We start from the raw sequence: 18905 nt of genomic DNA on the forward strand, positions 1-18905 counted from the left end.
TGATGGCGCCCCCGCAGGCCCGGGGGAGAGGGCGTCCGGCCGTCCCGCTTTCCTGGGACGGGTCGGCGTGAGGGGCAAGGCAGACTCCCGCCGATGAACATCCGCCCCTTGCTCGCTCTTCCCGTTGTCGCGCTGCTGCTCGTCGGCTGCGGCAAATCGTCTACCACGCTGGGCGATGGAGGCTCGGTCATCAGCGGCTCGGCCGGCCCGGCCGGCGCCCACAAGGCCAGCCGCGAGCTCGTCAAATGTGATGCACCCGTTGCGACGCTGGCCCTGGTCGAGAACCCCAACGGCTATGCCTACTCCAGCAGCTACCAGCTGCCGTCCAGCCCCGTGCCCCTGGTGCGCCTGCTGGCCCAGCAGAGCGGCTGCTTCCGGGTTGTCGACCGCGCCGCCGGCCTCAAGGCGACCGTGCGCGAGCAGGAACTCAAGGAAGCCGGCATCCTGCGCCAGCAGGGCAACACGGTGAGCAAGGGCAAGGGCTATGAGGCCCAGTACAGCCTGACACCCAGCCTCACCTTCAGCGAGCAGGACGCGGGCCGCCAGATCGGCGGCATCCTGCAGGCCATTCCCTATCTGAACAAACTCGTCGGCGCGGCCGAGCAGGTCAAGCTCAAGCAGGCCCAGGCAGCCCTGCTGCTGACCGATAACGAGACCACCGAGCAGGTCGCTGCGTCCACCGGTTCGGTCGAGGTGGCCGACCTGGGCGTCGGCGGCGCCGTGCTGGGCAAGCTCGGTGGCGCGGCCGGCGCGGGCTGGAGCAATTCCAACGAAGGCAAGGTCATTGCCGCGGCCTTCCTGGACGCCCACAACCAGCTCGTCGCCCAGGTGCGCGAGCTGCAGGCCAAGGAGCTGCCGCCCGAGGTGGCGCGGCGCAAGAAGACCTGATTCTTCATGGGCTTGGCCGGCGCTATGCTGGCCGCATGCCCCCGGCCAAGCCCTTCAAGATCCCCGAGTCCGTCCTCGTCGTCATCCACACGCCGGACCTGCAGGTCCTGCTCATCGAGCGCGCTGACCATCCCGGCTACTGGCAGAGCGTCACGGGCTCCAAGGACACTCCCGACGAGGCGCCCGCAGAGACCGCACGCCGAGAGGTGCTGGAGGAAACGGGCTTCGACATCGCCGCATTGGGCGGTGAGCTGCGCGACTGGCATCTCGCCAATGTTTACGAGATTTACCCTCACTGGCGCCATCGCTACGCCCCGGGCGTCACGCGCAATACCGAACACGTCTTCGGCCTACAACTGCCTGAGGCGTTGACGCCGGTACTGGCTCCGCGCGAGCATCTATCGTGGCTCTGGCTGCCCTGGCATGAGGCGGCCGACCGCTGCTTCTCACCATCCAACGCCGAAGCCGTGCTGCAACTGCCCCGCTTCAGCGCCGCAATCTTATGAAGCCCCCACGCTCACTCCGTTCGCTGCCCCCCGAGGGGGCGCTCAGCGGCTTCGGGCGGCCGCACGCCGCTGAGATGCCATGAGATCCGTCGCCCGCCCCACCCCTCACCCGCCCGGCGAAGTGCTGCGCGTGGCCACCTACAACATCCACAAGGGCGTGCGCGGCCTCGGGCCGGCAAAGCGCCTGGAGATCCACAACCTGCAGATGGGTGTGGAGGCCATGGACGCCGACCTCGTCTGCCTGCAGGAGGTGCGTCTGTTCCATCACCGCGAAGCCGCTTACTTCGACCGCACCTGGTTCGGTTGGCCCGAGAAGGGCCAGGCCGAGTTCCTCGCCCCCGAAGGCTATGAGGTGGCCTACCGTACCAATGCAACGACCAAGTTCGGCGAGCATGGCAACGCGCTGCTGTCGCGCTGGCCCATGGGCGACATCGGCCACCACGACGTGTCGGACCACTCCCTGGAGCAACGCGGCCTGCTGCATGTGCCGGTGCACTGGCATGGCACGGTCGTGCACGTCGTCGTCGCGCATTTCGGGTTGATTCATTCCAGCCGCATGCGCCAGGTCGACCGCCTCGCCAGCTTTGTGCGCGACAACGTACCCGAGGGCGCGCCGTTCCTTGTTGCCGGCGACTACAACGACTGGGGTGAGCGTCTGGACACGCCCATGCGTGCCCACGGCCTGCGTCGCGCGACGGCACCGCACGGGCGGACTCGGGCCCCCACCTTTCCATCGCGCCTGCCCGTGTTCGCGCTGGACCGCGTCTACATGCGTGGCCTGCGCTGCACCGGCGTTCAGGTGCCGCGCGGCCCGAGCTGGTCGCGCATGTCAGACCACCTGCCGCTGATCGTGGAGCTGGCCCTCGAATGAGGCGCCTGGGGTCGAGGCGGCGCCGACGCCACCAGGCCGCCGACCCCGGCTTCGTCGGTGGCAACGAGGTCGAACTGCTGCGCGGCGGCGATCAGCTTTTCCCGCGCATGCATGCAGCCATCCACGGCGCGAGCCGCGAGGTCTGGCTGGCGACCTATATCTTTCATCACGACGCCACCTCGCTGGCCCTGGCCGATGCCTTGATTGCGGCGGATCAGCGTGGCGTGCGCGTGCGCCTCGTCGTCGATGGCTTCGGCAGCAACGCCAGCATCAGGACGCTGCGCGAGCGCTTTGCCGGCAGCGGCGTGGCCCTGGCGGTGTTCCGGCCCATGGATCGCTGGTGGCGCTGGTTCCAGCCGGGCCAGTTGCGCCGCCTGCACCAGAAGCTTTGCGTTGTCGATGGCGAGCAGGCCTTCGTCGGCGGCATCAACGTCATCGATGATCGCCTGGACATGCACCATGGCGTCACCRAGCTGCCGCGGCTGGACTTCGCCGTGCAGGTGAGTGGCGGCCTCGTTGACCTGGTCGCGCAGAGCGTGCGTTCGATCTGGTCACGCGCCTGGCTGGGCCGGGAGTTCGACGATGCGCTTATCGACTACGTGCCGTTGCGGCGCCGTTTCGGCCTCTGGGTGACTCAGCTCTGGCGTGGGCCGCAGCGGCTGGGCGAGCCGGTGTCGCATCTGCAACCGGTCCGCGCCGCCTTCGTGCTGCGCGACAACCTGCGCCGGCGCCGCACCATCGAGCATGCCTATGCCGATGCCATCACCGACGCCCGCGAGAGCGTCGACGTGGTCTGCCCTTATTTCTATCCCGGTCAACGCATTCGCCATGCCCTGCGCCGCGCCGCTGACCGCGGCGTGCGCGTGCGCCTGCTCCTGCAAGGCAAGCTGGATTACCGGATCGCGGGCTGGGCTGCCGAAGCGCTGTATGCGGACCTGCTCGGCCATGGCGTCGAGATCTACGAGTACACGCCAGCCTTCCTGCATGCCAAGGTCGCCGTCGTCGACGGCCAGTGGGCCACGGTCGGCAGCTCCAACATCGACCCGCTGTCACTGCTGGTCAACCTGGAGGCCAACGTCGTCGTGCAGGACGCCGGCTTCGCGGTTCAACTCGCCAGCGAGATCGAGGCCGCCATCGCGGTCTCGCAGCGCGTCGGCGAGCGTGCCGGTACCGGCCTGCGCGCCTTGCTGCACAAGGCCGTCGTCGTGTGGTTTGCCTACGTGTTCCTGCGCGTCGCAGGCGCGGCGGGGCGCTACTGAGCGAAACCCGGCGCGTGCTCGGCCCTGAGCGCTCCGGCCTGCACCAATGCGGCCGCGCGCTCGATGTCCGGCGCAAGGTAGTGATCGGCCGGGCTGCTGGCGCAGTCGGCGCGCAGCCGCGTGTGCAGGGCCTCCACCGGCGCCGAACTCTGCAGCGGACGCAGGAAGTCGATGCCCTGGGCCGCGGCCAGCAGTTCGATGGCAACGATGTGGGCGGTGTTGTCGATCATGGCGTGCAGGCGGCGCGCGGCGAAGGTGGCCATCGACACGTGATCCTCCTGGTTGGCACTGGTCGGCAGGCTGTCCACACTGGCCGGGTGGGCCAGGCTCTTGTTCTCGCTGGCCAGGGCTGCGGCCGTCACGTGGGCAATCATGAAGCCGCTGTGCAGGCCGGCGTCGGCCGTCAGGAAGGGCGGCAGGCGCGAGATGGCCGGGTCGATCAGCATGGCGATGCGGCGCTCGGCAATCGCGCCCACCTCGGCGATGGCCAGGGCCAGGTTGTCGGCCGCGAAGGCCACCGGCTCGGCGTGGAAGTTGCCGCCCGAGATCATCACGTCGTCGAACACCAGCGGGTTGTCGGTGACGGCATTGGCCTCGCGCACCAGCACGCCGGCGGTGTGGCGGGCCTGGTCCAGGCAGGCGCCCATGACCTGAGGCTGGCAGCGCAGGCAATACGGGTCCTGCACGCGCTCGTCGCCCTCGCGGTGCGACTGGCGGATGGCGCTGCCGGCGAGCAGCTCGCGGTAGACGCCGGCGACCTCGATCTGGCCCGGCTGGCCGCGCACCTCGTGGATGCGGGCGTCGAAGGGGCCGTCACTGCCGCGTGCCGCGTCCAGCGTCATCGCGCCGCTGGCCAGGGCCGTGGCGAACAGGCCCTCGAAGCGCAGCAGCGCGTGCAGGGCCAGGGCCGTGCTGGCCTGCGTGCCGTTGATGAGGGCCAGGCCCTCCTTGGCGGCCAACGTCAGTGGTCGCAGCTCCAGGCGGGCCAGTTCGTCGCGCGCCGGAATGCGTTTGCCGGCCACCAGCGCCTCGCCTTCTCCCATCAGCGCGAGTGTGAGGTGAGCCAGTGGCGCCAGGTCTCCACTGGCGCCCACCGATCCCTGGCAGGGCACATAGGGGACGAAGCCGGCGCTGAGCGCATCCAGCAGGGCTTGCACGACCTCGCGGCGTACGCCGGAGAAGCCCCGCGCCAGGCTGCCCGCCTTGGTGGCCAGCATCAGGCGCACGACCTCGGGCGACATCGGCGCGCCGACGCCCACCGCGTGGCTGCGGATCAGGTTGAGCTGCAGTGCCGCGAGCTGGTCCTTGGCAATGCGCGTGCTCGCCAGCTTGCCGAATCCTGTGTTGACGCCATAGACGGGCGCATCGCCCGCGGCGGCGGCAGCGACCAGGGCGGCGCTCTTGTCGACGGCACGCCAGTCGTCGAGCTGCAGCGCAGCGCGGCCGGCGGCGATGTCGGCGAGTTGATCGAGCGTCAGTTGTCCGGGGATGAGTTTCATAGAAGACTTCACAGGGAAGGCAGGTTCAGTTCGTTCTTCTTCGCGCAGTCGACGGCGGTGTCGTAGCCCGCGTCGGCGTGGCGCATGACGCCGGTGGCCGGGTCGTTCCACAGCACGCGCGAAATGCGCTTCGCGGCCGCGTCGGTGCCATCGCAGACGATGACGACGCCGGAATGCTGCGAGTAGCCCATGCCCACGCCGCCACCGTGGTGCAGCGACACCCAGGTGGCGCCGCCAGCCGTGTTCAGCAGTGCGTTCAGCAACGGCCAGTCGGATACGGCGTCCGAGCCGTCCTTCATGCCTTCGGTCTCGCGGTTGGGGCTGGCGACGGAGCCGCTGTCCAGGTGGTCGCGGCCGATGACGATGGGCGCCTTCAGCTCGCCGCTCTTGACCATCTCGTTGAAGGCCAGGCCCGCGAGGTGGCGCTCGCCCAGCCCCAACCAGCAGATGCGCGCGGGCAGACCCTGGAAGGCGATGCGCTCGGCGGCCATGTCCAGCCAGCGGTGCAGGGCTTCATGCCGGGGGAATAACTCCTTCAGCTTGGCGTCGGTCTTGCGGATGTCCTCGGGGTCGCCCGACAGCGCCACCCAGCGGAACGGGCCCTTGCCCTCGCAGAACAGCGGCCGCACATAGGCGGGCACGAAGCCGGGGAAGTCGAAGGCGTTGGCCACGCCCTGGTCCAGCGCGACCTGGCGGATGTTGTTGCCGTAGTCCACCGTCGGGATGCCCAGTTGCTGGAAGGCCAGCATGCCCTTCACATGGTCGGCGCAGCTCTTGGCGGCGGCCGCCTTCAGCTCGGCGTGCTGGGCCGGGTCGGCTGCTGCGGCCTTCCACTGCTCCACGCTCCAGCCGGCCGGCAGATAGCCGTGGATGAGGTCGTGCGCCGAGGTCTGGTCGGTGACGAGATCGGGCCTGATGGCCGTGCCCTGCTTGCAGCGCTCGGCAAGCTGCGGGATCAGCCGCGCCGCATTGCCCAGCAGCGCGATGGACTTGGCCTCGCCGGCGGCCGTGTACTTGGCGATGCGGTCCAGCGCGTCGTCCAGATCGAAGGCCTGCTCGTCGACATAACGGGTCTTCAGACGGAAGTCGATGCGCGACTGCTGGCATTCGATGTTCAGCGAGCAAAAGCCCGCGAAGGTGGCGGCCAGCGGCTGGGCGCCGCCCATGCCGCCCAGGCCCGCGGTCAGCACCCAGCGGCCCTTGGCCACGCCGCCGTAATGCTGGCGGGCGGCCTCGGCGAAGGTCTCGTAGGTGCCCTGCACGATGCCCTGGCTGCCGATGTAGATCCAGCTGCCAGCCGTCATCTGGCCGTACATCATCAGGCCCTTGCGATCCAGCTCGTGGAAGTGCTCCCACGTGGCCCAGGCCGGTACGAGGTTGGAGTTGGCCAGCAGCACCCGCGGCGCGTCCGGGTGGGTGCGGAACACGCCGACCGGCTTGCCGGACTGGATCAGCAGCGTCTCGTCGTCGTTGAGTTCGCGCAGCGACTTGCAGATCGCGTCGAACGCCTCCCAGTTGCGCGCCGCCTTGCCGATGCCGCCGTAGACCACCAGCGCGTCCGGGTTCTCGGCCACGGCGGGGTCGAGGTTGTTTTGCAGCATGCGGTAGGCAGCCTCGGTCAGCCAGCTCTTGCAGCTGAGCTGGGTGCCGGTGGGCGCTTTGACAGGGCGGGGCAGGGCTGACATCGGGTACTCCTGAAAGTGCCGCGAACTCTAGTTGTCTATACAAGTCAAGTCAACTAGGATGGCGCCCATGCCCAGAAGCCCGGCCAGCCCCGAACCCCAGTACCTCAAGGTCAAGAACCATCTGCGCGAAGGCATCGCCAGCAGCCACTGGGTGGCCGGCGATCTGCTGCCCAGCGAAGGCGCTCTTGTCGCCCAGTTCGAAGTCAGCCGCATGACGGTGAACCGGGCGTTGCGCGAGCTAGTGCAGGAAGGGCTGATCGAGCGCGTCCAGGGCGTGGGCAGCTTCGTCGCCCAGCTGCATCGCATCTCGTCGACGCTGAATGTGCGTGACGTGCATGAGGAGATCCTCGAGCGCGGCGGCATGCACGAAGCGCGCGTGCATGCGCTGTTGAAGGGCAAGGCGACGCCGCAGCAGGCGGCCGAGCTCGGCCTCAAGCGTGGTGCGCCCGTCTTCCTCAGCCTCATCGTGCACCTGGAGAACGGCGTGGCCATCCAGTGCGAGGAGCGTGCCGTCAACCCGGCCAGTGCGCCCGACTATCTTTCACAGGATTTCACGCGCATCACGCCGACGCATTACCTGCTGGAGGTGGCGCCGCTGTCCGAAGCGCGCTACATGATCGAGGCGGCCCTGCCCGGCGAGGTTGAAGCCAAGCTGCTCGGCATCAACCGCCGCGCCCCCTGCCTGGTCGTCAAACGCATCACTTACAGCCGCGGTGTTGCCGTAACCAGCGTGAAACTGACCCACCCCGGAGCACGTTACCAATTGCAAGGGAGCTTCGCGGCATGAGCTGCGCCGCACAGAGCTGCGGAAAATGCTCCACTCCCGTGAAGCGGGCTTGAGCGCAAGGAAAAGAACATGAGTTGGAGCAGGGTCAGCGCGGCCGACGTGCAGCCGCAGGCCTGGAAAAACACGGGCGGCACCACGCGCGAGCTGCTCGCCTGGCCGCACGCCCATGACTGGGCAGTCCGCGTCAGCGTCGCGCGTGTCGAGCGTGACGGGCCGTTCTCGGCCTTCCCCGGCGTGCACCGCTGGCTGGCCGTCATCGGCGGCGCGGGCCTGCGCCTGTTCGACTGGCCGCAGAGCATCGGCGACGAGCCGCTGCGTTTCGACGGTGGCCTCGCCCCCGAGGCCGAGCTCATCAAGGGTGAGACCGATGTCTTCAACGTGATGGAGAGGCGCGGCAACCTGGAGGTCGAATCGGCCCACCATGTGCTGTTGCCCAAGACGCCTTGGGTGGGCCTGTTCACCGTCAATGGCGGCCTGCTCGAGCATGGCCACCGCGCGATGCCGATGGCGCCGTTGACGCTGGCCTGGTGTGAGGACCCGGTGGCGCAGAGCTGCGTTTTCACGGGCGAGGGCAATGCCTGGTGGTTGACCTGGGGCCCCGATACATGAAGCTATGGCGCGGCGGGGTTCTTGCGACGCTGGCCGGCGAGCGCGGCTGGAGCCTGATCGACGACGGCGCCCTGTTGGTCGAGGACGGCCTGCTTCGCTGGGTCGGCCCGAGCGCCGAGGCTCCTGCGGCCGAGCAGACCATCGAACTGCATGGTGCCCTTGTCACGCCGGGGCTGGTGGACTGCCACACCCATCTCGTCTACGGCGGCAGCCGCGCCAACGAGTTCGAGCAGCGGCTGCATGGCGCGAGCTATGCCGACATCGCCAAGGCTGGTGGCGGCATCCGCTCCACGGTCGCGGCGACACGTGCGGCGAGCGAGGCCGAGCTGTTGGCCGCCGCCCGCAAGCGCGCCCAGGCCCTCATCCGCGAGGGCGTCACGACGTTGGAGGTCAAGTCCGGCTACGGACTGGACGCCGCCACCGAGGCGCGCATGCTGCGCGTCGCGCGCCAGCTCCAAGGCCTGGGCATCGACGTGCGCACGACCTATCTCGCCGCCCATGCCCTGCCGCCCGAGTTCGCAGATGCCGACGACTACATCGCCGCTGCCTGCCTGTGGCTGCCCGACCTGTATGAGGCCGGCCTCGTCGATGCGGTCGACGCCTTCTGCGAGCACATTGCCTTCAACCCGGCCCAGGTCGCGCGCGTGTTCGACGCAGCGCAGCGGCTGAACCTGCCGGTCAAGCTGCACGCCGAGCAGCTCAGTGACCAGGGCGGCACCCAGCTCGCGGCCCGTTACCGAGCGCTGAGCTGCGACCACCTTGAGTTCCTCAGCCCGGCCGGTGTTCGGGCCATGGCCGAGGCGGGCACCGTCGCGGTGCTGCTGCCCGGCGCCTTCTATGCGTTGCGCGAAACCCAGTTGCCGCCGATTGCCGCGCTGCGCGAGGCCGGCGTGCCCATTGCCATCGCCACCGACCACAACCCCGGCAGCTCGCCGACGCTGTCGCCGCTGCTGATGTTGAACATGGCCTGCGTGCTGTTCCGCCTGACACCCGAGGAGGCGCTGCGCGGCCTGACCGTCAACGGCGCCCGTGCCTTGGGCCTGACCGACCGTGGTCAGCTCGTGGCTGGCCAGCGCGCCGACTTCTGTGTCTGGGATAGCGCGCACCCCCGCGAGCTGGCAGCATGCTTTGGGCATAACCCGCTGAAAGAACGGGTCTTCCAAGGAAATCAGGGAGGGTCATGAGCGTCTATCGCCTGCAGCAGGGCCGCGCGCCGCTGTTGATCAGCCTGCCGCATGTCGGCACGGAGATTCCGCCCGAGCTGGCCAAGCGCCTGGTGCCGCGCGCCCTGGCCAGCGAGGACAGCGACTGGCACCTGGAGCGCCTTTACGGCCCGCTGGCATCAGCGCTGGGCGCCAGCCTCATCGTGCCGCGCTACAGCCGCTACGTCATCGACCTGAACCGGCCACCCGACGATCAGCCTCTCTATCCCGGCGCTTCGGGAGGCACCGGCCTGGTGCCGACCCGTTTCTTCACCGACGACCCTCTTTACGTCGACGGCACCGAGCCGGACGCCATCGAGATCGCCGCGCGCCGCGAGGCTTATTGGCAGCCGTATCACGAGGCGCTGGCGGCCGAGCTGACACGCCTGCGCGCCGAACACGGCCATGCATTGCTCTTTGACGGCCACAGCATCCGCTCCGAGCTGCCCTGGCTGTTCGACGGCGAGTTGCCGGCCCTCAACCTCGGTACGGCCGATGGCGCTTCCTGCGCGCCGGCCATCACCGACCGCCTGGCCGCGCTGCTGGCCAGCCAGCGGCAATTCAGCCAGGTCGTCAACGGCCGCTTCAAGGGCGGCTACATCACTCGCCACTATGGCCGCCCGGGCGACGGGGTGCACGCGGTTCAGCTGGAGATGTGCCAGCGTTGCTACATGAACGAGGCAGCGCAGCCCTCGGGTGCCTACGACAACGCCCTGGCGACTGACGTGGCGCCGTTGATCGAAAAGATGTTGAAAGAGATGCTCGCATGGCAGCCTTGAAGCGACTGCACGCCAGCCTGGCCTGGGTGGATGGCCGTTGGCAGCGCGACGTGCTGCTCAGCGTCGACGCGAATGGCCATTGGTCGGAGATTACGGTCAACCTGTCGGCACCGCCAGACGCGGAGAAGCTCGGCGGCCCGGTCATCCCCAGCCTCGTCAATGCCCACAGCCACGCCTTCCAGCGTGCTTTCGTCGGGCTGGCCGAGYGCCGCGACGCCGGGCAGGACGACTTCTGGAGTTGGCGCGACCGCATGTATGCCCTGGCCCTGCGCATCTCGCCCGAGCAGCTGCGCGCGGTCGCCAGCCAGCTCTATGCCGAAATGCTTCGCGGTGGCTACACCCAGGTCTGCGAGTTCCATTACCTGCACCACCCCGCGCAAGGCCAGCACTTCGAAGACGAATTGGCGATGGCCTGGGCCTTGGCTGAGGCGGCCGAGGACGTCGGCATCGGCCTGACGCTGCTGCCGGTCGTCTACACGCGCAGCGGCTTCGGTGTGAATGCGTCGAACACGGACCTGAGACCCGACCAGCACCGCTTTGCCGCCGATGCCGACTGGGTCTGGCGCGCCAGCCAGCGCGTCTTGGCCGCCGGCCTGCCGCGCGTGAATGCCGGCGTGGCCTTGCATTCGCTGCGCGGCGCCTCGCCGCGCGACATCGCCCGCCTGCGGGATCTGGCCGGCGCGGCCGACCTGCCCATCCACATCCACGTGGCCGAGCAGACGGCCGAGGTGGCCGACTGCCTCGCTGCGACCGGCCGTCGCCCCATCCAGTGGTTGGCGGACGAGGGTCATCTGGATCCGCGCTGGCAGCTGGTCCATGCCACCCATGCTGAACCGGCCGAGATCGAGTCCGTCGCCCGCAGCGGCGCCGGCATCGTCATCTGCCCCGGCACCGAAGCCAACCTGGGTGACGGCCTGGCCGACCTGCCGCGCTGGCTGGCGGGTGGGGTGCCGCTGACGGTGGGCTCGGACAGCCAGGTCACGCGCGGCTGGGTGGAGGAGCTGCGCTGGCTGGAGTACGGCCAGCGCCTGACCTTGCGCCAGCGCAATGTCGCGTCGGCGCCGGACAGCCAGCCGTCCAGCGCGGCCAGGCTCTTCGACGCCGCCGTCCACGGTGGCGCCCGTGCTGCCGGCTTCGCGGCTTGGGGCCTGACGCCCGGTGCCCGCGCCGACGCCCTGGTGTTGAACCGCGAGGCCGATGCACTGCGCGGGCTGCCCGACGAAGCCTTGCTGGACGCCGTCGTCTTCGGCAGCAACGGTTCGCCCTGGCAGTCCGTGTGGGTGGCTGGGCGGGCCCGGCCCTGGCGCGCACCCACCCGGGTGGGGGATGCCTTCGAGGCCGCCATGCGTGAGCTGTGGTCGCCTGACGCCACCCCAGGGGCTTAAGCCCTTGGCGGCAGCCTGACAAAGGACTAGTCTCGCGCCACGACCTCTAATAAATCACGCCGCTGTGATCATTCCTGGGTCTGCGGGCCGCGGCTGCGAGGGACGACGGTGCCGCCCGTTGCGGCTTGCGTTCGTGATGAGGAGTGGCGATGAAGCTCAGCAATTTCACGATCAAGGCGCGGCTCTATGCGTTGGCGGGCGTCGCCATCGCGGCGATGCTGGTGATCGGCCTGCATGGGCTGTGGAGCCTGTCGCAGGCCAAGGCCAAGTTCGTTCACTACCTCGACAACGACGTCGAGTCTCTGACTCAACTGGCTCACATACGCGCCGGCGTCGGCAACCTGCGGCGCTACGAGAAGGACTTGCTCATCAACCTGGCCGACGCCAAGGCCGTCGAGCGCTACCGCAAGGAATGGGGCGAAACCTATGAGAAGGTTTCCACCAGTCTGAACAAGGTCGCCAAGCTGGACATCGCCCCCGACGTCAAGCAGATGCCGGCCGAACTCATCAAGCTGCTGCAGGACTACCGCAGCGGCTTCGCCGGCATCGCCGAGCGCGTGGCCAAGGGCGAATTCAGCGACACCGGGGCGGCCAACCAGGCGATGGAGCCGATCAAGGGCACGGTGCGGTCGATGGACAAGTCGCTCGCCGAGATGACCGAAAAGGTCGACAAGCATTCGGCTGAGGAGGTTGCGGTGCTGGACCAGCAGGAGAAGGCCATCCGCATGGACCTGACGCTGGTCATCATTGGCGGTGTGCTGGTCATCGGCACCTACACCTTCTTCAACATCCGCTCCATCCTGGATCCGCTGGCCCGCGCCATCCTCAGCGCCCAGCGCATTGCCGGTCGTGACCTGAGCCAGCCCGTGCGGGCCGAGGGCCGCGATGAGACGGCGGCGCTGATGCGCGGCGTGCAAGGCATGCAGGACTCGCTGGCCGAGGTTGTCACCGGCGTGCGCAGCAGCACCGACAGCATCGCCACCGCCTCACGCGAGGTGGCCATCGGCAGCCAGGATCTCAGCAACCGCACGGAGCAGGCCGCGTCCAACCTGCAGGAGACGGCCTCGGCAATGGAGGAGTTGACGGCCAGCGTCACGCACAACGCCGAATCCGCGCGCCAGGCCAACAAGCTGGCCACGGACGCCGCCGAGGTGGCGCGCCGCGGCGGCGCGGTGGTGGACGAGGTCGTGCAGACCATGGGCCGCATCAGTGCGTCGTCAACCAAGATCGGCGACATCATTTCCGTCATTGATGGCATCGCCTTCCAGACCAATATCCTGGCGCTGAACGCGGCCGTGGAAGCCGCGCGGGCGGGCGAGCAGGGCCGTGGCTTTGCCGTTGTTGCTGGCGAGGTGCGCACGCTGGCCCAGCGCTCGGCCGAGGCCGCCAAGGAGATCAAGGGCCTGATCCTCAGCAGCGGCGAGAGCGTGGACAGCGGCACCGCACTGGTGGCCCGCGCGGGCCAGACCATGCACGAGATCATTGACGCCATCGCGCGGGTCAGCTCCATCGTGTCAGAGATCAGCCTCGCCACCGGCGAGCAGAGCACCGGCATCGGCCAGATCGGCCAGGCCATCGCCAGCCTCGACCAGATGACGCAGCAAAACGCCGCGCTTGTCGAAGAATCCGCCGCGGCGGCCGCCAGCCTGCAGCAGCAGGCCGACGACTTATCTCAATCAGTGGCCGTGTTCAAGCTGAGCTGACGGCGCCTTCTTTTCCTTCCGGCTGCGCCTTTTTCTTTCGGCTGACGCGCTGAATGAAGTCGTCCACCACTTCGTAGAGCACCGGAATCACCAGCAGGCTCAGGAAGGTGCTGGTGATCAGCCCGCCGATGACGACGATGGCCATCGGCGCGCGAAAGCTTGGGTCGGTGCCGAAGCCCAGCGCGATGGGCATCATGCCTGCGCCCATGGCCAGCGTCGTCATGACGATGGGCCGGGCGCGCTTGTGGCAGGCATCCAGCAGCGCCTCCAGGCGCGTCAGCCCCTGCTCGCGCTGGGCGACGATGGCGTATTCCACCAGCAGGATGGAGTTCTTGGTCGCGATGCCCATCAGCATGATCATGCCGATCATGGCCGGCATCGACAGGTCGGTGCCGGTCACGAACAGCGCCAGGATGGCGCCCGGGATGGACAGCACCAGCGCACCCAGGATGGTCACCGGCTGCACCCAGGCATGGAAGAGCAGCACCAGCACGATGTAGATGCAGGCCACGCCCGTGCCCATCGCCAGCGCAAAGCCCTGGCCCAGTTCGGCAAAGGCCTCGGCGTCGCCGATCTCGGCCTTGCTCACGCCCGGCGGCAGGTTGGCGATGCTGGGCAGGGCCGCGGCAGCGGCCTGCACCTCGCTGAGCGGCATGCCGTTCAGTTCGATCTCGAAGTTGACATTGCGCAGGCGGTCGAAGCGGTCGATCTGGGCCGGGCCGCTGGTCAGCGTCAGCTCGGCGACCTGCTGCAGCGGCACGGGGCCATGCGTGCCCGGCACGGTCAGCTGGCCGAGCAGGGCCAGGTCGGCGCGGGCCGCGTCGGGCAGGCGCACGACGATGGGCACCTGGCGTTGGCTGAGGTTGAGCTTGGGCAGGAACTGGTCGTAGTCGCCGGCCGTGGCGATGCGCAGCGTGTCGGCAATCGCCGCGGTGGACACGCCCAGGTCGGCCGCGCGCGCCGCGTCGGGGCGCACGATGAGCTCGGGGCGCTGCAGGCTGGAGCTGCTCGTCACCTGGCCGATGCCGGGCAGGGCGCGCAGCTCCTTCTCGACCTTGGCCGCATGGGCCGCCAGCGCTTCGCCGTCCTCGCCGGCCAGCACGAGCTGGTATTTGTCGTTGGAGCCGCCGAAGGTCACCTTGATGCGGGCGCCGGCGATGTTCTCCAGCTTCTCGCGCAGTTCGCGCTCGATCTGTTGCTTGCTGATGCCGCGGCGCTCGTGGCGCGCCGTCAGGTTCAGCGTGAGGGTTGCCTTGCGGACCTCCGCCGCACCGCTCATCGCGAACGGGTCGCCCCCTGCGCTACCGCCGCCGACGGCCGTGTAGACCAGCCTGACCTGTTTGTGCGCGGCCGCGGCGGCGCGCGCCTGCTCGGCTATTGCCGCAGTCTGCTCATACGTGCTGCCCGGCGGCAGCTCGATGCTGATCTGCGTCTGGCTGAGGTCGTCCGGCGGGATGAAGGCGCCGGGGATGGCGCCCATGAACAGCGGCGTGCAGGCGGCCACGCCGAAGACCGCGGCGATGGCCAGGGTCTTGCCCTTGTGCGTGAAGGCCCAGCGTGCCCAGCCCAGATAGGTCGCCATCCAGAACGGTTCCTTGTGCTGCTTCTTGGGTGCCTTCAGGATGTAGGCGGCCATCATCGGCGTCAGCATGCGGGCGACGACGAGGGAGAAGAACACGGCGATGGAGGCCGTCCAGCCGAACTGCACGAAGAACTTGCCGACCACGCCGCTCATGAAGGCGGTGGGCAGGAAGACGGCGATCAGCGTGAAGGTGGTCGCGATGACGGCCAGGCCGATCTCGTCAGCCGCCTCGCGGGCGGCTTCCAGCGGCGTCTTGCCCATGGTCAGGTGGCGCATGATGTTCTCGATCTCGACGATGGCGTCGTCCACCAGCACGCCGATGACGAGGGATAGCGACAGCAGCGTCACGACGTTCAGCGTGAAGCCCATCCAGTACATGATGAGGAAGGCCGGAATCGCCGACAGCGGCAGGGCCACGGCGCTGACGAAGGTGGCACGCCAGTCGCGCAGGAACAGGAAGACCACCAGCACGGCCAGCGCTGCGCCTTCCAGCAGCAGCTTCATGCTGCCGTCGTAGTTCTCGATGACGGGGTCGACGAAGTTGAAGGCCTCGGTGACGGTGATGTCGGGGTGGGCGGCCTTGAGTTCTTCCAGCGCGGCGCGGATGCGCTCGGCCACGTCGACCTCACCGGCCCCCTTGGCGCGCACGATCTCGAAGCCGACGACGGACTTGCCGTTCAGGAAGGCGCCGGCGCGTTTCTCGCCCAGGGTGTCGGTCACGGCAGCGACCTGGTCCAGCCGCACGTGGCGGCCGTCCGGCAGCGGGATGCTCAGCGCGGCCAGCTCGGCGGCCGTCTGCACGGTCGCGATGGTGCGCAGCGACTGCTCGGAGCCGCCCAGCGTCGCACGGCCGCCGGGAGCCTCCTGCTGCACCTGCTTCAACTGGCGCGACACATCGGCGGCGCTGACGCGCAGGGCCAGCAGGCGGCTGGGGTCGATCTCCACGCGCAGCTCGCGGCTGACGCCACCGACGCGGGCCACCGAGCCCACGCCACGCACCGACAGCATGCGCTTGGTCACCTGGTTGTCGACGAACCAGGACAGGGCCTCGTCGTCCATGCGGTTGCTCGAGACCGTGTAGGTCAGGATGGGCATGCCCGACAGATTCATCTTGGTGATGACCGGGTCGCGCAAATCGGCCGGCAGGTCGGCGCGCACCTTGGCGACGGCGTCGCGGGTGTCGTCCAGGGCTTCCTGCAGCGGCTTCTCGAGGCGGTACTCGACGGTGACGGTGGCGATGCCGTCCTGCACCTTGGTGTAGATGTGCTTGACGCCTTGGGCCGTGGCGACCGAGTTCTCGATCTTGCGGGCGACCTCGGTTTCCATCTGCGCGGGTGCTGCGCCTGGCAGCGAGGCGCTGACGACGATGGTGGGCAGTTCGATGTCGGGGAACTGCTGGATCTTCATCTGCTTGAAGCCGTAGAGCCCGGCCGCCGTCAGCATGATGAAGAACATGATGGCCGGCACCGGGTTGGCGATGGRCCAGCGGGAGACGTTGAACATGGTGGCGTCTCCTTACTGCGCCACGCGAACCGTGTCACCGTCTGCGAGGAAGCCCACGCCCGACTCGACGACGGCAGCTCCTGCGGCGAGACCTGACTTGACCTCGACGCGGTTGCCTTCGCGGCGGCCGAGCTGCACCTTCTGCTCGCGCACCTTGCTGCCGTCGAGGCGGAAGACATAGCTGAAGCCATCGCGCAGCAGCACCGCCGTCTGCGGCAGCGTCAGTCCCTGGCTCTCGCCGAGCACGAAGTCGCCGCGGGCGAACAGGCCAGCACGCAAAGCCTCGCCGGCCTTCAGGTCCACATAGACCAGGCCGTTGCGGGTCTGCGCATCGATCTGCGGTGCGACGCGGCGAATGCGGCCTTCCAGCGCCGGGGCACCGCTGGGCTGCACGCGCACGGTCTGGCCGATCTTCAGCTGCGCCAGCTCGGCGCCGGGCACCTCGGCCCGCCACTCCAGGCGGCCCTGGCGTTGCAGGCGGAACAGCTCCTGGCCCGGCTGCACCAGGGCGCCGGGCGTGGCGATGCGGGCGTTGATGACGCCGTCGTCGGGCGCCGTGATCTGCGTGTACGACAGGCGCAGCTGGTCGGCCTGCACGCGCGCCCTGGCCGCAGCCACGCGGGCCTGCGCGGCCGCGTCGGCTGCCAGGGCCTGGTCGATGGCCTGGGGCGACAGCGCCTCGCTGCCCTGCAGCGTTTTCACGCGCTCGGCGGTCTGATGCGCCTCACGCGCCGAGGCCTCGGCCTCCAGCAGCGCGGCCTTGCTGGCGGCGAGATCCGTCTCCAGCGTGCCGGGGCTCAAGCGGGCCAGCAACTGGCCCTTCTTGACGCGGTCGCCCACGTCGACCAGCAGCGCAGCCAGGCGCTGGCCGCCGATCTCGGCGCCGATGACGACCTCCTGCCAGGCGGCGATGGAGCCGGTGCCGGCGAGGGTCTGAGGCCAGGCGCCGGCCTGGGCGACGACGCGCTTGACGGTCAGCGCCGCCTTGGGCGCCGCGCTGGCGGCGTCGGCGGCGAAGGCGGGGCTGGACAGGGCGGCGACAAAGGCCGCCGCGAGGGCGACGGTGAGTGCGGTGGTCAGGAAAGGAATGCGGATCTTCATGGCGTTCAGCGCGCGGAGGCGGTGTTCGTGTTCGTCGTGGGGGCGTCGGCGGTCCAGCCGCCACCCAGGCTGCGGTAAAGGCGGATCCAGGCCAGCGCGTGCTCGGCGCGCACGCTGAGCACGGCGTCGTAGGCGACCAGCGCGTTGCGGAAGGTGGTGTTGCGCTGCACGCCGCTCTGCAGGCCGGCCTGGGCCTGGGAGAAGGAACGCAGGGCGATGCCCTCCCATTCACGCTTGACGGCATCGATCTCGCGCTCGCGCTCGGCGCCGGCGGCCACGCGTTGCAGGGCCTCCTCCACCTCGGCGACGGCCATCTGCCAACGGGCTTGCAGGGCCGCGGCGGCTTCGTCGGCGGCGGCCTGGGCGCCTTCGGCACGGGCCTTGCGCTGGCCGCCGTCAAACAGCGGCAGGCTCAGGGACGGGCCGACGGCCCACATCGAAGCGCTGCTGCTGGCACCGCCGACGCGCAGCCGCGACTCGCCGGCCAGGGCGCCGAGGCTGAGCTGCGGCCAGCGCTGGGCCTCGACGCTGCGCTGCTKCTGGGTGGCGGCCAGCCAGCGCTGGTGGGCGGCGGCGACGTCGGGGCGCTGGGCCAGCAACTGGGCGGGCAGAGCGCTGACGTCAAAGCCCGGCGCCTTGGGCTGGCTGCGGCGCAGCTCGAACTTTTCGTCGGCGATGGCCGGCGGTGCCAGCTCCTTGGCCAGGGCCTGGGCCTGCTCGCCGCACAGCAGGGCCAGGCTCTGCAGCGCGATCTGGGCCTCGGCCCGCCACTGGCTGCGAGCGGCGGAGGCCGCGGCGCGTTCGGTGTTCAGGATGGCCGCGTCGCTGGCGCTCATCAGGCCGGCCTTCTGCTGCTCGCGCGCCCAGCCGGCAATCTGTTCGGCAAACCGGGTGTCCAGCGCCGTGGATTCCTCGTGGCCCTGGGCCAGGCGCAGTTGCACATAGGCCTGGGCCACGTCCGCGGCCAGGCTGACGCGTGCGGCATGCCAGTCCGACGTCGCGGCCTGGGCCTGCAGATTCTCGGCCGCCGCGGCGGCGCGCTGGCCGCCGAAGAGGTCGATCTCCCAGCTCGCGTTGAACTGGGCGCTGCCCTGGCTGCTGATGCCGGGGATGGCGTTGAGGTTGCGACCGCGCTGGGCCTGGGCATTGGCCGTCAGCTGCGGCAGCAGGGCGGCACGGGCCTGGGTGGCGCTGGCCTCGGCCTGGCGGCGGCGGGCGGCGGCCTGGGCCAGCGTCGGGCTGCCGCTCTCGGCGCGCTCGATGAGGCGGGCCAGCTGCGGGTCCTCGAAGGCCGCCCACCATTGGGTCAGTGCCGCGGTACTGCCGCCGTGGGGCAGCGGCGAGCGCCAGGCGGCGGGGATGGCCGTGGCGGCCGGCGGCGTCGCGGTGGGCGCCGTCATGCAGGCGCTCAGCAGGGCCAGCAGAGGGGCGGCGAGGATTTTTCTTGGGGGGATCATTTCAGTTGTCCATTGCGTGTTCGCGGTACCTGAAAAAGGGGTATTCCGGGCCGAGCGCTGGGCCTGCCATGGGCCAGAGGCCCATGGCC

15 protein-coding genes are annotated in these 18905 nt (G+C 69.3%); 10 read left to right on the forward strand and 5 right to left on the reverse strand.

What is annotated here, in order from left to right; translation table 11 throughout:
* Positions 1-93: 93 nt before the first annotated feature.
* From ACXJKR_RS06950 to clsB, 4 genes are all read left to right on the forward strand, one after another.
* Entirely contained in the window at positions 94-888 is a 795-nt protein-coding gene (locus ACXJKR_RS06950) for a CsgG/HfaB family protein (protein ID WP_457321859.1), read from the forward strand.
* Positions 889-923: 35 nt separating this feature from the next.
* Positions 924-1394, forward strand: coding sequence for a dihydroneopterin triphosphate diphosphatase (gene nudB, locus ACXJKR_RS06955; RefSeq protein ID WP_457321861.1), 471 nt, complete (start codon positions 924-926; stop codon positions 1392-1394).
* A gap of 79 nt (positions 1395-1473) precedes the next feature.
* Positions 1474-2265 carry an endonuclease/exonuclease/phosphatase family protein gene (locus ACXJKR_RS06960; protein WP_056204046.1) on the forward strand — a complete coding sequence of 264 codons (792 nt, stop codon included), beginning with the start codon at positions 1474-1476 and terminating at the stop codon, positions 2263-2265.
* A complete protein-coding gene (clsB, locus tag ACXJKR_RS06965; RefSeq protein WP_457321863.1) occupies positions 2262-3524 on the forward strand; it encodes a cardiolipin synthase ClsB in 1263 nt (420 codons plus the stop codon). The genes ACXJKR_RS06960 and clsB overlap by 4 nt, the downstream gene beginning before the upstream one ends.
* Here clsB and hutH read toward each other — a convergent pair.
* Together hutH and hutU are read right to left on the reverse strand one after the other, a co-directional pair.
* Complete coding sequence (hutH, locus tag ACXJKR_RS06970) at positions 3518-5023, reverse strand: histidine ammonia-lyase (RefSeq protein WP_457321865.1); 1506 nt, start codon at positions 5021-5023, stop codon at positions 3518-3520. The two genes, clsB and hutH, sit on opposite strands and share 7 nt — an antisense overlap.
* Before the next feature lie 8 nt (positions 5024-5031).
* Entirely contained in the window at positions 5032-6708 is a 1677-nt protein-coding gene (gene hutU / locus ACXJKR_RS06975; RefSeq protein ID WP_457321867.1) for a urocanate hydratase, read from the reverse strand.
* A gap of 67 nt (positions 6709-6775) precedes the next feature.
* Between hutU and hutC the strand changes: the two genes are divergently transcribed.
* From hutC to ACXJKR_RS07005, 6 genes are all read left to right on the forward strand, one after another.
* Positions 6776-7495, forward strand: coding sequence for a histidine utilization repressor (gene hutC / locus ACXJKR_RS06980; RefSeq protein ID WP_056204511.1), 720 nt, complete (start codon positions 6776-6778; stop codon positions 7493-7495).
* Positions 7496-7564: 69 nt separating this feature from the next.
* The gene (locus ACXJKR_RS06985) at positions 7565-8104 is read left to right on the forward strand and encodes a HutD/Ves family protein (RefSeq protein WP_056204036.1); all 540 of its coding nucleotides are present in this window, start codon (positions 7565-7567) and stop codon (positions 8102-8104) included.
* On the forward strand, positions 8101-9288 hold the full coding sequence (gene hutI / locus ACXJKR_RS06990; protein ID WP_457321870.1) for an imidazolonepropionase: 1188 nt from the start codon (positions 8101-8103) through the stop codon (positions 9286-9288). The genes ACXJKR_RS06985 and hutI overlap by 4 nt, the downstream gene beginning before the upstream one ends.
* Complete coding sequence (hutG, locus tag ACXJKR_RS06995; RefSeq protein WP_457321872.1) at positions 9285-10085, forward strand: N-formylglutamate deformylase; 801 nt, start codon at positions 9285-9287, stop codon at positions 10083-10085. The genes hutI and hutG overlap by 4 nt, the downstream gene beginning before the upstream one ends.
* Positions 10073-11470 (forward strand): formimidoylglutamate deiminase, encoded by a 1398-nt coding sequence (hutF, locus tag ACXJKR_RS07000; RefSeq protein WP_457321874.1) that lies wholly within the window; start codon positions 10073-10075, stop codon positions 11468-11470. The genes hutG and hutF overlap by 13 nt, the downstream gene beginning before the upstream one ends.
* Before the next feature lie 149 nt (positions 11471-11619).
* A complete protein-coding gene (locus ACXJKR_RS07005; protein WP_457321876.1) occupies positions 11620-13173 on the forward strand; it encodes a methyl-accepting chemotaxis protein in 1554 nt (517 codons plus the stop codon).
* Here the strand turns inward: ACXJKR_RS07005 and ACXJKR_RS07010 are convergent.
* Genes ACXJKR_RS07010 through ACXJKR_RS07020 form a run of 3 tightly spaced genes read right to left on the reverse strand, consistent with a single transcriptional unit; the run spans position 13160 to position 18816 of the window.
* A complete protein-coding gene (locus ACXJKR_RS07010) occupies positions 13160-16258 on the reverse strand; it encodes an efflux RND transporter permease subunit (RefSeq protein WP_457321878.1) in 3099 nt (1032 codons plus the stop codon). The genes ACXJKR_RS07005 and ACXJKR_RS07010 overlap by 14 nt on opposite strands.
* Positions 16259-16270: 12 nt before the next feature.
* On the reverse strand, positions 16271-17359 hold the full coding sequence (locus ACXJKR_RS07015; RefSeq protein WP_457321880.1) for an efflux RND transporter periplasmic adaptor subunit: 1089 nt from the start codon (positions 17357-17359) through the stop codon (positions 16271-16273).
* 5 nt (positions 17360-17364) lie between these two features.
* Complete coding sequence (locus ACXJKR_RS07020) at positions 17365-18816, reverse strand: efflux transporter outer membrane subunit (protein WP_457321882.1); 1452 nt, start codon at positions 18814-18816, stop codon at positions 17365-17367.
* Positions 18817-18905 lie beyond the last annotated feature (89 nt).

This window comes from Roseateles sp. P5_E11 (genome assembly GCF_054049355.1).

What these genes read in the sequence shown, in the direction of transcription:
- hutU (WP_457321867.1), bottom strand. Translation starts at nt 6,708, where the DNA reads ATGTCAGCCCTGCCCCGCCCTGTCAAAGCGCCCACCGGCACCCAGCTC.
- ACXJKR_RS06960 (WP_056204046.1), top strand. Translation starts at nt 1,474, where the DNA reads ATGAGATCCGTCGCCCGCCCCACCCCTCACCCGCCCGGCGAAGTGCTG.
- hutI (WP_457321870.1), top strand. Translation starts at nt 8,101, where the DNA reads ATGAAGCTATGGCGCGGCGGGGTTCTTGCGACGCTGGCCGGCGAGCGC.
- hutG (WP_457321872.1), top strand. Translation starts at nt 9,285, where the DNA reads ATGAGCGTCTATCGCCTGCAGCAGGGCCGCGCGCCGCTGTTGATCAGC.
- hutH (WP_457321865.1), bottom strand. Translation starts at nt 5,023, where the DNA reads ATGAAACTCATCCCCGGACAACTGACGCTCGATCAACTCGCCGACATC.
- nudB (WP_457321861.1), top strand. Translation starts at nt 924, where the DNA reads ATGCCCCCGGCCAAGCCCTTCAAGATCCCCGAGTCCGTCCTCGTCGTC.
- ACXJKR_RS07015 (WP_457321880.1), bottom strand. Translation starts at nt 17,359, where the DNA reads ATGAAGATCCGCATTCCTTTCCTGACCACCGCACTCACCGTCGCCCTC.
- ACXJKR_RS06950 (WP_457321859.1), top strand. Translation starts at nt 94, where the DNA reads ATGAACATCCGCCCCTTGCTCGCTCTTCCCGTTGTCGCGCTGCTGCTC.
- ACXJKR_RS07005 (WP_457321876.1), top strand. Translation starts at nt 11,620, where the DNA reads ATGAAGCTCAGCAATTTCACGATCAAGGCGCGGCTCTATGCGTTGGCG.
- ACXJKR_RS06985 (WP_056204036.1), top strand. Translation starts at nt 7,565, where the DNA reads ATGAGTTGGAGCAGGGTCAGCGCGGCCGACGTGCAGCCGCAGGCCTGG.
- hutC (WP_056204511.1), top strand. Translation starts at nt 6,776, where the DNA reads ATGCCCAGAAGCCCGGCCAGCCCCGAACCCCAGTACCTCAAGGTCAAG.